The organism is Alishewanella sp. HL-SH05, assembly GCF_052655985.1.
Genome location: NZ_CP199753.1, coordinates 2,827,856 through 2,842,617 on the forward strand (window position 1 = coordinate 2,827,856; position 14,762 = coordinate 2,842,617).

At 45.5% G+C, this 14,762-nt stretch carries 15 protein-coding genes; 6 read left to right on the plus strand and 9 right to left on the minus strand.

Annotated elements, in window-relative coordinates; genetic code table 11:
• Positions 1-12: 12 nt before the first annotated feature.
• Positions 13-432: a YccF domain-containing protein gene (locus ACUJFL_RS12920; RefSeq protein ID WP_445429090.1), complete on the plus strand. Its 420-nt coding sequence runs from the start codon at positions 13-15 to the stop codon at positions 430-432.
• A gap of 99 nt (positions 433-531) precedes the next feature.
• Here ACUJFL_RS12920 and ACUJFL_RS12925 read toward each other — a convergent pair whose 3' ends face one another.
• From ACUJFL_RS12925 to ACUJFL_RS12935, 3 genes are read right to left on the minus strand one after another with little or no spacing between them, the layout of a single operon-like run.
• Entirely contained in the window at positions 532-1,098 is a 567-nt protein-coding gene (locus ACUJFL_RS12925; RefSeq protein ID WP_445427715.1) for a PEP-CTERM sorting domain-containing protein, read from the minus strand.
• Positions 1,099-1,112: 14 nt separating this feature from the next.
• Complete coding sequence (locus ACUJFL_RS12930; RefSeq protein ID WP_445427716.1) at positions 1,113-2,018, minus strand: Hcp family type VI secretion system effector; 906 nt, start codon at positions 2,016-2,018, stop codon at positions 1,113-1,115.
• Positions 2,019-2,053: 35 nt separating this feature from the next.
• A complete protein-coding gene (locus ACUJFL_RS12935) occupies positions 2,054-2,620 on the minus strand; it encodes an Hcp family type VI secretion system effector (protein WP_445427717.1) in 567 nt (188 codons plus the stop codon).
• Positions 2,621-3,212: 592 nt separating this feature from the next.
• On the opposite strand from ACUJFL_RS12935, the gene ACUJFL_RS12940 reads away from it, so the two are divergent.
• From ACUJFL_RS12940 to ACUJFL_RS12960, 5 genes are all read left to right on the plus strand, one after another.
• Positions 3,213-4,556: a tetratricopeptide repeat protein gene (locus ACUJFL_RS12940; RefSeq protein ID WP_445427718.1), complete on the plus strand. Its 1,344-nt coding sequence runs from the start codon at positions 3,213-3,215 to the stop codon at positions 4,554-4,556.
• A 139-nt stretch (positions 4,557-4,695) separates the two neighbouring features.
• Positions 4,696-5,106 (plus strand): DUF3429 domain-containing protein, encoded by a 411-nt coding sequence (locus tag ACUJFL_RS12945; RefSeq protein ID WP_445427719.1) that lies wholly within the window; start codon positions 4,696-4,698, stop codon positions 5,104-5,106.
• 4 nt (positions 5,107-5,110) lie between these two features.
• Entirely contained in the window at positions 5,111-5,476 is a 366-nt protein-coding gene (locus tag ACUJFL_RS12950; RefSeq protein ID WP_226751890.1) for a thiol-disulfide oxidoreductase DCC family protein, read from the plus strand.
• 3 nt (positions 5,477-5,479) lie between these two features.
• Positions 5,480-5,830 (plus strand): hypothetical protein, encoded by a 351-nt coding sequence (locus ACUJFL_RS12955; RefSeq protein WP_226751889.1) that lies wholly within the window; start codon positions 5,480-5,482, stop codon positions 5,828-5,830.
• A 144-nt stretch (positions 5,831-5,974) separates the two neighbouring features.
• Complete coding sequence (locus tag ACUJFL_RS12960; protein ID WP_445427720.1) at positions 5,975-7,831, plus strand: M1 family metallopeptidase; 1,857 nt, start codon at positions 5,975-5,977, stop codon at positions 7,829-7,831.
• Between the two features lie 3 nt (positions 7,832-7,834).
• Here ACUJFL_RS12960 and chrA read toward each other — a convergent pair whose 3' ends face one another.
• From chrA to ACUJFL_RS12990, 6 genes are all read right to left on the minus strand, one after another.
• Positions 7,835-9,034, minus strand: a complete 1,200-nt coding sequence (gene chrA, locus ACUJFL_RS12965; protein ID WP_445427721.1) for a chromate efflux transporter — start codon at positions 9,032-9,034, stop codon at positions 7,835-7,837.
• Between the two features lie 645 nt (positions 9,035-9,679).
• Positions 9,680-10,870: an organoarsenical effux MFS transporter ArsJ gene (gene arsJ / locus ACUJFL_RS12970; RefSeq protein WP_445427722.1), complete on the minus strand. Its 1,191-nt coding sequence runs from the start codon at positions 10,868-10,870 to the stop codon at positions 9,680-9,682.
• 23 nt (positions 10,871-10,893) lie between these two features.
• Positions 10,894-11,898, minus strand: a complete 1,005-nt coding sequence (locus tag ACUJFL_RS12975; protein ID WP_445427723.1) for an ArsJ-associated glyceraldehyde-3-phosphate dehydrogenase — start codon at positions 11,896-11,898, stop codon at positions 10,894-10,896.
• Between the two features lie 119 nt (positions 11,899-12,017).
• The gene (locus ACUJFL_RS12980) at positions 12,018-12,791 is read right to left on the minus strand and encodes a metalloregulator ArsR/SmtB family transcription factor (RefSeq protein WP_445427724.1); all 774 of its coding nucleotides are present in this window, start codon (positions 12,789-12,791) and stop codon (positions 12,018-12,020) included.
• Between the two features lie 212 nt (positions 12,792-13,003).
• Positions 13,004-14,056 (minus strand): aldo/keto reductase, encoded by a 1,053-nt coding sequence (locus ACUJFL_RS12985; protein WP_306178120.1) that lies wholly within the window; start codon positions 14,054-14,056, stop codon positions 13,004-13,006.
• A 193-nt stretch (positions 14,057-14,249) separates the two neighbouring features.
• Positions 14,250-14,762: a GNAT family N-acetyltransferase gene (locus ACUJFL_RS12990; RefSeq protein ID WP_445427725.1), complete on the minus strand. Its 513-nt coding sequence runs from the start codon at positions 14,760-14,762 to the stop codon at positions 14,250-14,252.

The window sequence follows — 14,762 nt, forward strand, 5'->3', positions numbered from 1 at the left end:
TATGGGGTGCAAATTTGTGGGGATCCCTCAGGTGTATTACGGTTAATTTTTAATATTTTATGGTTTTTACTCGGCGGGCTAGTGATGGGCTTAGCCTGGTGGATTATTGGCTTAATTTGCTTTATCAGCATTATTGGCATTCCGTTTGGTCGTGCCTGCTTTGTCATGGGGAAACTGGCGTTCTGGCCCTTTGGCCGCGATGCGATTAATCGTCGCTATATTAACCGCGTAGAGGATTTTGGCACCTCGGCTTTTGGCACTCTGGGCAATATTGTCTGGTTTATCTTCTTTGGTATTTGGCTGGCTATTGGCCACTTAATGCATGCCTTGGTTTGCTTCCTTAGTATTATTGGTATTCCTTTTGGCATCCAGCACTTAAAATTAGCTGGTTTAAGTATCGCGCCCATTGGTAAAGGCATCGTGGGGCGTTAAATTGACTTAATCATGTTCGGTTTAAGTCACTTAGTTTGCATGAAAAAATACCCCCAATAAATTGGGGGTATGGTAAGTACTGTAAATACACTTTAACGGTTAGTTTAATCGCACTTGCCTTATACGATAAGCGGCAAAAGCCAAAAGCCCCAACCCGAACAAGTATAAGGAGCCCGGCTCAGGAACTGCCGCGATGGAAATATCACCAGCAGCAATAGGAGTAGATAAAGGATCTACCAATTGCTCATCATACACTTCAAATTGCTGCAAACTCGGCAAGCCTATTCCAAAGTAAGAATATTGAACCACAAAATTTGAGACGCTTTGACCAACAGTAATTGCTGTAAAGTTTGAATAAACGTCAATATAACCATCGTCTCCAAAATCAAAATCATAGGTAAATATTTCCCAATCTGGTCCAAATTCCGCAGTAGGTATATAAACTAAATTGGTATATTGAGTAGCATCAAAGTAAAGCGTAAACCAATTGATATCCAACAATAAGTTGTTGGTAATAGTATAACGCGACTCCCAAGTTGTCCCGGTTATATTGGTCGCCGTGCCGCTAATCAACGCCGCAAATGCGGGCTGAAAGCTCAGCATCACGAAACAGGTTAACGTCGTGATTATTTTTTTTATCTGCATTTTTAAATTCCCGTAATTCATCTATTCCGCTTCAATCAGTTATAAGACTGAATGGAATATATGGGTTGCTGAAAACGACATTTATCACCTACTGGGGTATACATCGTTTGAATCGTCGCCGTATTAAAAGCAACATTTTCGGTTAAACGATCTTCTCCGCCACTGCTACTACTGCTTAGCCCGACCACCAAAACGTTACTTAACGTAATGGCATATTGCGTATACAAACTTGTGCCACATTGCTTAATAACATCAATTTGCACCTCATCAAAAAGCTCGCCTTTGGCAATCGCTAATCTCAGCGGATTACTTGCTGTATCTAAGTATTTGGTAACGTTAACATTACCAAGATTAAACGTGCCTGCCCCAGCCCCTCCGCCAACATGGGTGGTACCTGAATTACTTGCTCCCTCACTCCAGGCTAATACTTGGATCCACTCTTTATGGCTTGAACTTTCTACCTCACCTTTAATGGCAGGCCCATCAATCTTCATAAAGATACCCACTGCTGTTGGACTAGTGGACGGCGGGGTTGGTGGTGGTGGCAAATCGCCTTCAATTCTCCAAACAAGATCCGCTAAGGTATAAGCTTGGCGTACATTGATTTGAATAGTGAAGTCATTACTACTTGATACACTGCTATTGGCCGTAATAGCACCAAACTCCACGTTTCCTTGAATAATTGATATGCTGCTTGGTGCTGAGACTAAACTGGCTTTCACGTTCGTTAAATCAACAGCCGAGACATTTTGCGCCAAGGCGCGTAATCGATATTCACTGACGGTACGGGTCACTCGGCGCGAACTGACTAAAGTAAAGTTTTTATCATCAATAATGATTTGATCATTAAGAACTTCAGCCACAGCAAAACCGGAAAAGGCGACAAACAGCCCGACCAAAAACCATAACAGGCTATAAAAGCTATTTATCAATAACCTCATGTGATTAACTCCTCATAATTGGGGTTACTGATTGGTTATAGCTGTACATTTGCCGCGATATTCCAACCTGTCGAAATTGGCGCTAACGGATTGCCAAATCTATCAATAGGATAATAGGTCCAGGTGACTTCAGCGAAATTCAATGACACATTTTCAGTCAGCCTATCTTCGCCGCCACTGCCTCCGGCAGAAAACGACGTAACTATGACATTTTTCATTTCTATCTTAAAATATTGCGTCGCACTGCCCCCCGCTCTTCTTGCTATTAAGGTTGCCTTTTCGACACGACCGCCATTTGCCACTAACAATCTTAATGCCGGACTGGCACTGTCCAAATATTTAGTGAAACTAAGATCGGTAAAATTGGATTTACCCGCCCCCCCAGCGCCGCCAATATGCGTTGTTCCCGAATTAGATAACCCTTCTGACCAAGCCAGAATATCCATGGCACCACTGTTTTTCGCGTCTTGCGTTTCACCAACAATACCATCTATTTCTAAAAATATATCAACGGCAGCATAACTAACGATAGGCGTCAGAAATAAGCTGGTGGCAGTAACAATGGTGAGTAAACTTTTTGAGAGTGGATTTATTGTTTTCATAAATTATCCTAAGCAGGAGCTAAAGTGAACGTTCTATACACCTCAACTATTAATGCGAATGAAATGTTAATTTCATCCAAGAAAGAAATTGCCAATATTATTTTAAGTGATATTAAAAAAACGCTTTGAAATAGCACTAGACATACTCCTCAAATGCAATATCACCATAAAAATAATTTTTTATTTCCTAAACACTATTTTTACACGCATATTTAATGCCATTAAAATTAAAGCTCACTAAATTAGCAGCTTAAAAAAACAAACAAAAAATGGCGACATAACACTGTAAAGAAAGCTGACAATATTTTTATGCTATTTTATATTTTTTAGAAAATTCAGAGGAAAATAACTACGTTAGAAAATAAGATATAAATTTAATGATATTTTTTACATGAAGTATGAAAGAGAGATAATCAGGCTGGGATTTATTTATCTTCACAAAATAAACACTAAAGAGTAACCTCATGCAGCATATTAAATATTATAGTTTGTACTCACTTTTTAAATTATTCCCCTTCTGATTTTGGCTATATTTGAAACATTAAAAGAACTTAACTGTAAATTGATAACGCCTTAGGATAAGGTGTCAATAATGTCAGTAACGAGCCTGATCATGTCGCCAACTAAAAACAATAAGATCACGCATAATTTAGAATTAGCGAGAGCGCTGCATAAACAAGGCAACCTGATACAAGCTACTGCAGCCTATAAAAAGGTTTTGCGCTTAGCACCTACGCAACCTGACGCTCTGCACTATTTGGGTTTAGTGTATTATCAAACAGGGCAAGTGAATGAAGCGCTATCCAACATAAAGCGGGCGCTGGTAATCGCACCACATTATGCTGATGCGATGAATAATTTGGCTAATATTTACAAAGAAACGGGCGATCTGCTAGCAGCCCAAGCGCTTTACACTCGGCTACTGAGCATTGCCCCCCACCACACCAATACGCTGATTAATCTGGCGATAATTTTCAAGCAAACCAAGCAAACACAAGAAGCACTTCATCTGATTCATCGCGCCTTAGCGCTTGAACCACAGCATGTGATTGCTCATTATAATCTTGGGAATATTCAGATTGACCTGCAACAGTTTGAACTGGCTAAATCTTCGTTTATGCAAGTGTTAATGTTAGAGCCGTTGCACCATCAAGCAACGAAGCAACTGGCCTACGTTTTAGCCGAGTTAGGTCAAACAGCAGCAGCTATCGAAACCTTACAAAACCTTATCGAACATAGGCCAGAGGATGCTATTGCTCAGCACCTTCTCGCCGCCTATGCACAAAATACTCCACCGCTTCGAGCCGCCGATAATTACATCAAACAAACCTTTGATCACTATTCTGCCAGTTTTAATCTGTCCTTGGCGCAACTGGAATATCAAGTGCCGCAACTTATTGGTGAAAAAGTACTCAGCAGTCTTTCTCCGGCCAGCTCACAGCTCGATATTCTTGATCTTGGTTGCGGCACTGGGCTTTGTGCTGAATTCATTAAACCCATTTGTCGGGCTCTTATTGGCGTAGATTTATCTGCCAAAATGTTAGCTCAAGCTGCAAAACTTAACCTTTATAAGGAACTGCATGAAGCGGAGTTAGTTGAGTTCATGTCAAAAACGGCTAAACCATTTGATTGTGTCATTTGTGCCGATACCTTTGTCTATTTTGGTGAGTTGCACAGCGCCTTTTCTGCCACACTGCTTGTGCTTAAGCCTCACGGTTATTTTATTTTTAGTGTTGAACAACACAGTACTTCCGTTAATAGCAATGATTATTTCCTGCAGCGTAATGGTCGGTACAGTCACACTCAAGCCTATATCAATAAGGCGTTGCAGTTGGCAGGTTTTACTCTATGTACAATAGAAAACATTGTGCCACGCTTAGAAAAAGGTAAAGCCGTCTCGGGGGCGCTAATTGTGGCGCAAAAACCAGACAAATAGACGCACTATATGACCGCTAAGTCGCTCTAGATTAACCAATAGCCAACACAAAAAAATAATAAAAGTACTATTGAGCCCACGACTTTTGATCGCCTGTTACGCGAACATCGTAGATTGAAACCTGTTTGAGGAGAAACGTATGATTCACCTGCTTGGCTATGCTGGTTTAATTCCCTTTTTGTTGCTGCCTGTTGCTAGCTTAGTCTGGCCGCTTGTAGCCCCCGCGCAAGCCATGTTGTTATTTCAGTTTTATAGCTGTCTAATTTTAGGTTTTATGGCAGGTGTTTTGTGGCCGGTATTACATCAGCCTAAGGCGGCTACACAGCAAGCCTTAGCCGCGGTTAGTTTCCCCGTGGTTAGTTTTTTAGCCTTAGCTCTGCTTCCTGCTTACAGTGTGCTGATCCAAGCGGGCTTATTTTTAACACTAAGCTTTTATGAACATTTTTCTGGTATAAGCCAACATTATCAGCGCAGTTATCGTCAGTTACGTTATCAGTTGACTGCAGTAGTGGTCAGTTGTCATCTTGGGTATTTTTATTTTTATGGATAACGCAATGTCAGTCAGCCAGAACCAAGCCGCCTTATTTTTTGATGGTAGCTGTAAGTTGTGTCGGCATGAAATCAATTGGTTAGGCCCTAAGCTAAAGGGAAAAATGCAACTGGTGGATATTAGCCAGCCCGATTTCACAGGCTTTAACGGCGCCAGTAAAATGCAAATGATGCAGCAAATTCATGTTTGGGATGGCCAGCAATTTCAAATAGGTTTAACTGCCACACTGTTTTATTGGCGCCTCGCTGGTTTAAGGCTATTACCGGCTATTTTGGCTTTTCCTTTGATCCGCCCCATAGCCAATTGGGCTTATCAGTATTGGGCGCGCAAACGCCTAAAATGTACCGATGGCCAGTGTGAGATAAAATAGCCAATGCGTCCTCCTCGTCATCGTGTGCGCACCAAAGCGCAGCAACAATCCGACTTGCAGTTACTGCAATTACATGCGCGTATTGCTGATAAACTGTTGGCCAATTCTGAGCTGGCCATCCCCCTACTTGAAAAGTTAGAACTGCGCTATCAAACCGGTTTAATTAAGCATTGGGGTTATATTCGTTGGCACAGTATTTTAACGATGATGCATGAACCAGAGATCTTCAAACGGGCCTTGCTCGAAGACAGTGACAGCATGCGCCGACTGCGCCGCAAAACCCTGTTAACCGGCATCCTGACCGAGCAAGAGCGCGAAAATTTGCTACTGGAGCAGCAAACTGAATCTAACTAAGCATCCCATATCTTAAGCGAAAAAAATTTACCACCAGCCCTTACGTGGTTTAAGTCCTGAGCAGACAGATAGCCGTCTTGTATTGGCGCCAGCTTTGGCCGTACACTGCAAATCTTCATTTTTGATACTCTTGCAGGAATCACTATGTTTGTGCGCCCGCTTTTATTCATATGCTTACTGTTACTTGCCAGCCCTTTTAGCCAAGCCGTTCAGGCCAAGGATAGCTATACCTATGCTAACCTTGAGGAGGTGCGGGTTAGCCATTTGTACTTAGATTTACAGGTAGATTTTCAAAAGCAGGCCTTAATCGGTTTTGCTGAGCTGACACTGGATTGGCAACAAAAAGAGCGTAATCAGATTCTGCTCGATACCCGCGATTTAGACATTAAAAAGGTGTATGCCCGTCGTGCTGATGGACAGTGGCGACAAGTGCCTTTTCAGTTGGCCGCGCGTGATGCGGTACTGGGCAGTAAATTGACTATTACACCGGGGTTTCAACCGAAGAGAATTCGTGTTCAATACCAATCTACTCCGGCAGCGTCAGGCTTACAGTGGCTGAGTAAAGCGCAAACCGCCGGTAAAACGCAGCCGTTTATGTTTAGTCAAAATCAAGCTATTCATGCCAGAAGCTGGATCCCAATTCAAGATAGCCCCGCACTGCGCTTAACTTACACGGCACGTATTCAAACCGATCCTGAACTGCTGGCGGTGATGAGCGCGCCCAACTCACCAAGCGCCGAGCGCAGCGGTGATTATCGCTTTAACATGCCACACCCCATCCCACCGTATTTGCTAGCGCTGGCTGTCGGCGATTTGCACTTTAAAGCGATGAGCGAGCAAACTGGCATTTATGCCGAAACTTATATTTTAGAGGCCGCGGCTAAAGAATTTGCCAGTACCCAACAAATGATTGCCGCCACAGAACAACTCTACGGCGAGTACCGTTGGGGTCGGTATGATTTATTGATTTTACCGCCCAGCTTCCCGTTTGGTGGTATGGAAAACCCAGTGCTGTCGTTTATTACCCCCACAGTGGTGGCTGGCGATGGCAGTTTAGTGAATTTAATTGCGCATGAGTTAGCGCATTCTTGGTCCGGTAACTTAGTGACCAATGCCACTTGGCAAGATCTGTGGCTAAATGAGGGCTTCACCTCTTATGTGGAAAACCGCATTATGGAGCAGGTGTTTGGCACTGATCGTGCGCTAATGGAGCAGGCCTTATCGGTGCAAGATTTAATGAAAGAGCTGCCCAGCCTAGCCGCTGATGACACACAGCTTTATCTGGATTTAAAAGGCCGTGATCCAGACGATGCATTTACTGGCGTACCCTACACCAAAGGCCAACTATTTTTGATGTTTTTAGAACAGCGCTTTGGCCGTGCGGTATTCGATCCTTTTGTGCGCCAATACTTTGCCGACCATGCCTTTGAAAGTATCACCACCGCAGAATTTGAGCGTTATTTAACCGCGAATTTACTGCAAGCCCACTCGGGTAAAGTCAGCACTGCAGAGGTGCAAGAGTGGATCCACGGCAGCGGTTTGCCTGCCAGCTCGCCTAAGCCGCAGTCGGATGCGTTTTTACGCGTGCAGCAATACAGCAATGCTTGGCGCTCTGGCTTAACTGCCCTTACCGAGATCCCCACCAGCGAGTGGACGGTGCACGAATGGCTGTATTTTATTAATAACTTGCCACTTGATATCAACCTTGGACAATTGCAACAGTTAGACAGTGCCTTTGCGCTGACGCAATCGAGCAATAGTGAAATTGCCCATGCGTGGTTTTTGTTGGCGTTAAAAAATAATTACACCGCGGTTTTACCGGCACTTGAGGGCTATTTGCTGAAAATTGGTCGGCGTAAGCTGATTTTGCCGCTGTATAAACAACTGGCCAGCACGCCAGAGGGGTTAGCACTGGCACGCAAAGTGTATCAGCAGGCTCGCCCTGGCTATCATCCTCTAGCCCAAGGCAGTGTTGATGAGATCTTAAAACTCGCTAACTAAGCCTCAGCCAATCAGCGTTAATAGCGCCCCCAAAGCGCCGCCAGCCAGCACCAGTTGCCAAGCTGGCCGGCGCCAAAACTGCAACGCCACAAACCCACCAAGTGCAATAGCCAGATCAACAACATTAAAGATACTGTTTTGCCAAATCGGCTGATACAAGGCCGCCAATAAAATACCGGTAACGCTAGCCCCTACCCCGGCCATCACTCGGCTGATGGTGGCAGAGCTGCGCAATTGCTGCCAATAGGGTAATACCGCTGCCAGCACTAAAAATGACGGTAAAAAGATGGCTAAAAGGGCTAATACACCGCCACTGACACCCGAAACTGGGCCGGTATTTGCAGCCCCAAGAAAAGCCGCGAAGGTAAAGAGTGGGCCTGGCACCGCCTGTGCAGCGGCATAGCCCGCTAAAAAGGTGTCAGCATCCACTAGGCCATTTGGCACCACTTCAGCTTGTAATAACGGCAGTACTACATGGCCGCCACCAAACACTAAGACACCGGCCCGGTAGAAGGATTCAAACAGCGCTAACGCAGCGCTGGGATACAACTGTACCCATAACGGCAAGCCGATTAACAACAGCAGAAACAGTAGCCCAAAGCCTTTGGCGGCAGTACTTGATATCTTTAAGGGTAAGGCGTTGCTGCTGCTCGGCTCTGGTGCTAAGCACAGATAGCCTAAGAAGGCGCCAAGTACAATTACCAGAGGTTGTAACCAAACAAGCGGGAATACTAATAGCAGCAACGTGCTGATGGTCATAATGCTGATTTTTGTTTTGGTATTACACAGGGTTTTTGCCATGCCCCAGACGGCATGGGCAACGACGGCAACGGCTACCAGCTTTAAACCATGCAACACACCTTGCGTGAGCGCGCTTTGTAAAAGGGGTAAGCTTACACTAAAGGCAATAAGTAGTATGGCGGAGGGTAAGGTAAAGCCTAACCACGCAGCCAAAGCGCCGCGGTAATGGCCGCGCAGCAAGCCTATGGCTAAACCCACTTGGCTACTGGCAGGGCCAGGCAAAAACTGGCACAGCGCAACGAGTTCGGCATAATCACGCTCGCTAAGCCATTGGCGTTTTTCAACGAATGCGTAACGAAAATAGCCCAGGTGTGCCACGGGGCCTCCAAAGGAGGTGATCCCGAGTACGAAAAAGATCCGGAACAAGCTCCAGAAGCTAGAGTGTGATGCGGTTTCAGTCATGGTTAACCTGTCATAGCGTTTTCATTATTATTAAGCAACGGCCCTTAGCTGCGTTTTTAGCGTCAGTTTACACAACGCTGCAAGCGTTGATGCACCTGGTGGCTAAACGCGACGTACAACTTTGCAAAGTACGCTGTGGATACATATTCGTTCAACTATCGCTGCGAGTTCAGTTCATCCGGTGACCCAGTACTCCGTACACCTTTGCTGGGGCACGCCGAAAATACATCCCTGTAGGCTCCTCTTTGGCATCCATGCCAAAGACGTCCCCAGCAAAGGGTACTGCGCACTTGTCACCTCGTTTGATATTTATGTGTCATCTAAGCTGAAACAAACATTATAAGATGCTTACCGTTACATAACGCCATGTATAACGTTATCTTTTAAAGGTATTTTCTAGCCAAGCAGAGAGCAGATATTGCTAAGCAAAGCCTCTCCGGCACTGATGCCTGACAAATTCATCTGAAACGAATTTGGACAGCTCTGCTGACCCTAAGGGGCGGATTCACGGCGTACCTCAGAAAAAATGGACGTAGCTCCTCGCCATATTTAGTGCACAAAACTCTTTTTGTGTGCCAAAAATTCACAACCACACCACTGTGAAACAGCTGCATGGTGTAATTTTGTATGTCACACTTCATTTATTTATTGCAGTTTTAATCGCCAAGTACACAACACCGCCCCGAGTAACAGCAAACCGGATAACCACAAACACGCCACTAACCCATAACTTTGGTATGCCCAGCCTGATAATAAGGTTCCAGCTAAACGCCCGGCGGCATTGGCCATATAATAAAAGCCTACATCCAGCGACACGCCATCACGATTGGCACTGGCAACGATTAAGTAGCTATGTAAGCTCGAGTTAATGGCAAAAAACACACAGTAAAGCAATAAACCACACAACAGCGCGAGTAATGGCTGAGCGCTATACAGCATGGCGATACCTATTAACCAAGGCAACAAGGCTAACAGCAGTACCCAATTAAGTGCTGTACTGGCCGTTGGCGGCGCTTGCTTATTACTGCGGGTAAGCTTAGGGGTAAACGCCTGCACTATGCCATAGGCAATAACCCAACTGGCTAAAAACGCCCCCACTGCACTTTGTGACCAACCAGCAATACTCGCTAAATACAACGGCAACGCAATCACAAACCATACATCGCGCGACGCAAATAAACAAAAACGTGCCGCCGACAACCAATTTAAACTGGCACTTTTAGACAGCAGCTCAGTAAATTTCGGTTTAAAGCTTTTTTTGCCAAGATCCTGTTTCAGCAAGACTAAACTGAATACCCATACCAGCAACAAACTGCCTGCCATCGCCGCCATCGCGCCTTGAAAACCTAAACACGCTAATAACACCCCGCCTAAAAAGAACCCCACGCCCTTAAGAGCATTTTTAGAGCCAGTTAATAGCGCCACCCACTTGTATAACGCACCTTGCGCTTCATCAGGTAGCAGCAGCTTAATGGCACTTTTTGCGCTCATTTTATTCAGATCTTTGGCAATACCTGACAAGGCCTGCGCCGCCATCACCCACAGCACGGTAAGCTGTGCCGTGGGGAGCAATAACATGCTAAGTGCGATAATTTGCAGCAATAACCCCAGATTCATGGTTTTGTTTAGCCCCAAACGTGTACCTAGCCAGCCCCCCACTAAATTGGTGACAATGCCAAAAAACTCATAGAACACAAATAATGAAGCGATGGCCAGTGGGCTGTAACCTAACTGATAAAAGTGCAGCACAATTAGCATGCGCAGCGCCCCATCGGTTAAGGTAAAGGCCCAGTAATTACCGGTTACGATTAAATATTGCCGTACATCTGCGTTCATGCTGCTCTCTTATGCAAAATGGCTTATTTGGCCAAGCCAACTAATTTGGCTAACTCAACGGTGCGATTGGCATAGCCCCACTCGTTGTCATACCATGCATAAATTTTTACTTGGGTACCGTTTACCACCATGGTGGAAAGCGCATCAATAATGCTCGAACGCGGATCGGTTTTAAAATCTACGGACACTAAAGGCCGTGTTTCATAACCTAAAATACCGGCCAACTCACCCTCTGCTGCCGCTTTAAGTAGCGCATTCACTTCTTCTGCTGTGGTGGCACGCTCTACTTCAAATACACAGTCTGTTAGTGATGCATTGGCCAGTGGCACACGCACGGCATGCCCGTTTAAACGGCCTTTTAGCTCAGGAAAAATTTCGGTAATCGCCGTGGCCGAGCCGGTAGTCGTAGGTATTAAACTGCTGCCACAAGCCCGCGCGCGGCGTAAGTCTTTATGCGGCGAATCTAAAATAGATTGGGTATTGGTTAAATCATGAATAGTGGTAATGGCACCGTGTTTAATGCCTAATTTTTCGTGGATCACTTTTACCACTGGCGCTAAACAGTTAGTTGTACAACTTGCCGCCGTGACAATCTGATGAATTGAGGGATCAAACAACTGCTGATTAACCCCCATCACCACATTTAACACACCGGCTTCTTTAACAGGCGCGCTAACCACGACCCGTTTTACCCCTTGATCTAAATAGGCTTGCAGCAGCGCCTTGCTTTTCATTTTACCCGAGGCGTCGATTACCACATCAAAGCCCGACCAATCCGTGTCAGCAATGGCTTTATTGGCGGTTACCTTGATGTGCTGCCCTTTGATTATCATGGCATCTTCATTGGCCGTGGCCTCATGTTGCCAACGGCCATGTACCGAATCAAAGTTAACTAAGTGCGCAAAGGTGGCCGCATCGGCCGCCGGATCGTTAATTTGCACAAATTCAAACTCAGGCCAGTCAAAGGCTGCGCGCAGTGCTAAGCGGCCGATGCGGCCAAAACCATTAATTCCTACTTTAATTGTCATTATGCTGTCCTGTTTTTCATTAACATTATTCAGTTTCGACTGTTGCGGCCGTTTTTAAACTTTTGCCAGCCACAATGCCAAGCGCTTAAAACTCTGTGTTGACTTTGTAAAGTGCATCGTTATTCACGACAACATTGACTGTCACGCGTTGGACGATCGCCCATAGCCGCAAGATTCGCTTGTAACGGCGCGAGAAAGGGTTGCTGCGCGACCGCCGTCTGCTTAAGGCAAGCTTGCGCCCACGGCGCTAAGGTTGGATTTAAACGGTAATACACCCACTGCCCCTGACGACGGTCGAGCAGCACCGCGGCTTTTCTCAGCATGGCCAAGTGGCGTGAAATTTTGGGCTGGGTATCTTGTAAGGCGGTCGTGAGCTCGCAAACACATAATTCTTGCTCGGCCATAATTAATAACAACGCATTGAGCCGGGTTTCATCGGCCAGTAATTTAAAAAAACTCAGTGGGGTTAAGGGTTTGTGCTGATGCTGTCGATCGTATAGCAGCACAAACATACTTAAGCGCTCGGCTAATTGATGAAGTGTGGTTTCAAAAGCATGAGAATCAGAACTTTGCTTTGGATCGCTAAAATCCCAAGCCAATAAATGCTTAGCGGTGATTTCGTTGGCGCACTCTGCCGTTGTTTTATTGCATAGCACAATCGCATAATCAAAATTGATATGCCGATATTTACTGAGGGGTTTGGCGTACAAACCCTCGGTACTGATACCCTGAGCGGCTAAAGTACTTAAAGCGCGAGGATCGGCAACAGCAGGCGCACTACCCCCACTGTATACTGTAAAACGATCCGCATATTTATGCCGAGCTAAGCCTTCCGCTAAAATAGAACGCGCGGAGTTCTCGGAGCAAATAAACAGTAGAGTGGGTAATGTCACAATTATTCACATATGAAAAAACGAATATGCGAATTATATTATATGTGTTTATTGAAACTGCAAGCCTAAAACGCAAAGTTCATCAAACTGCCACATAACACATTTTGAAACGGACCCGTCGTTACCGACTTTACGCATACTGAGATAAAGAAATGATCCACCATCAGCTCCGAGCATAGGCTCAGTGCTGATGGTGAAAGCAGAAGGGAAATTTAAAAGGTCTGTGGATGCCGTTGTAACCAATCGTTCATGGCATCAAGTACTGCAGGTTTTAGCGGTATGGCAAAAGCCGCAATATTTTCCTGTAATTGTTGAGTGTTAGTGGCGCCGATTATCGTGGAGGTAACGCCGACAACTTGATTGGTCCAGCTTAATGCTAGCTGCGTTGGACTGATGCGAAAATTCGCCGCCAGTGCAACAAAGTCAGCGATCGCGGCATTAGATTGTGCGGTATCTCGAAATAAGCCATTACGCTGAGCGATAGACCAGCGACTGCCGGCAGGTCGCGCCCCGCCGAGATATTTACCCGACAATGCTCCACCCGCCAAAGGCGACCAAGGCAGGTATGCCAATTGCTCATGCTGACATTGCTCTAACAAATAAGGCCAGTCTTTAGTGTGCAGCGGACCAAATTCGTTTTGCACTGAGACCATTCGAGGCAAGTTATGCTGCTTACTTAACTGCAAATATTGGCTGATCCCCCATGGGGTTTCATTTGACAAGCCACAATAACGGATTTTACCGGCCTGCACTAAATCGGCCAGTGTCTGCAAAATCGCTAAGATCTCATCTTGTTGCTGCTGCACATTGACCGTAGCAAAATTGATGCGATTAACCGCATGCTTACCAAAATGTGGAGATGTGCGATTCGGCCAATGCAATTGATATAAATCGATATAGTCGGTATTTAAACGGCTAAGTGAGCCTTCAACGGCTGCGATGATACTTTGCGGGCTGATCGGGCTACCGTTACGAATATGACTAATACCATTACCGGCAATTTTGCTGGCAATAATCAACTTATCGCGCTGCGCAGCATGGCGGCTTAACCAATTACCCAAAATTTGCTCTGTGGCACCATAAGTTTCAGGACGTGGCGGAATAGCGTAAAGCTCAGCAGTATCAATAAAGTTTACACCAGCCTCTAACGCCAATGCTAACTGCGCATTGGCATCTGCCTGGGTATTTTGCTGGCCCCAAGTCATGGTGCCTAAGCAAACTCGAGATACACTAAGATCGCTGCTACCTAATGTTGAATACTGCATGTTTGTCTCTGAATTTATTCAAATAAGCCGACTATAGCAGATTACTCTGCATTTTAGTGACTCGTTGCGGCGCAACTGTAGATGTTACACACAGGCAATAAGGCTAAAGCCCCAGAGACTAAACGCCAACAGGCCAGTTTTTAGCCGTTACAACAGCTGCAAAGAGCAGCTTGATACACGCATCACTAAAAAATTAGCCACTGGTTAAAGGCTTCTGCATATACACTGCATCTAAGCCATAACTATGCAAAGCGCACTGTGCTTTTTTGGCTATGAGCCTTTTCGCAATAAAGCCCTGTTTATGCCAAAAACGCTGCGATTTTTGAACAGCAACTAAGGCTAAACATGGCAGCGATAAAGTAGCCGCATGCTGCTCAGCTTGTTTTAACAGTATGGCGGCAATACCTTTACCCCGTGCAGCCTCACTAACGGCCAGATCATGCAGATACAATAGATCCGCTGCCGCTGCACGCTCAAATTGACTGGCTAAAACAGTCACATGCTGCGTCAGCGCAGGATAACTGAATAAATAGCCAAGTAACTCACCCGCTGTATTTTCGGCCATCCAGCAACTTTCTGCCGCCACCTTTAAACGCGCACCAAGTAACGCCGGCGGTTCATATAAATCGTCGCTATAGCAGTGATCTTGCAAGGCAACCACCTTAGCAAGATCATCCGCTTGCAGCAGACGGATCCTGACATCCAT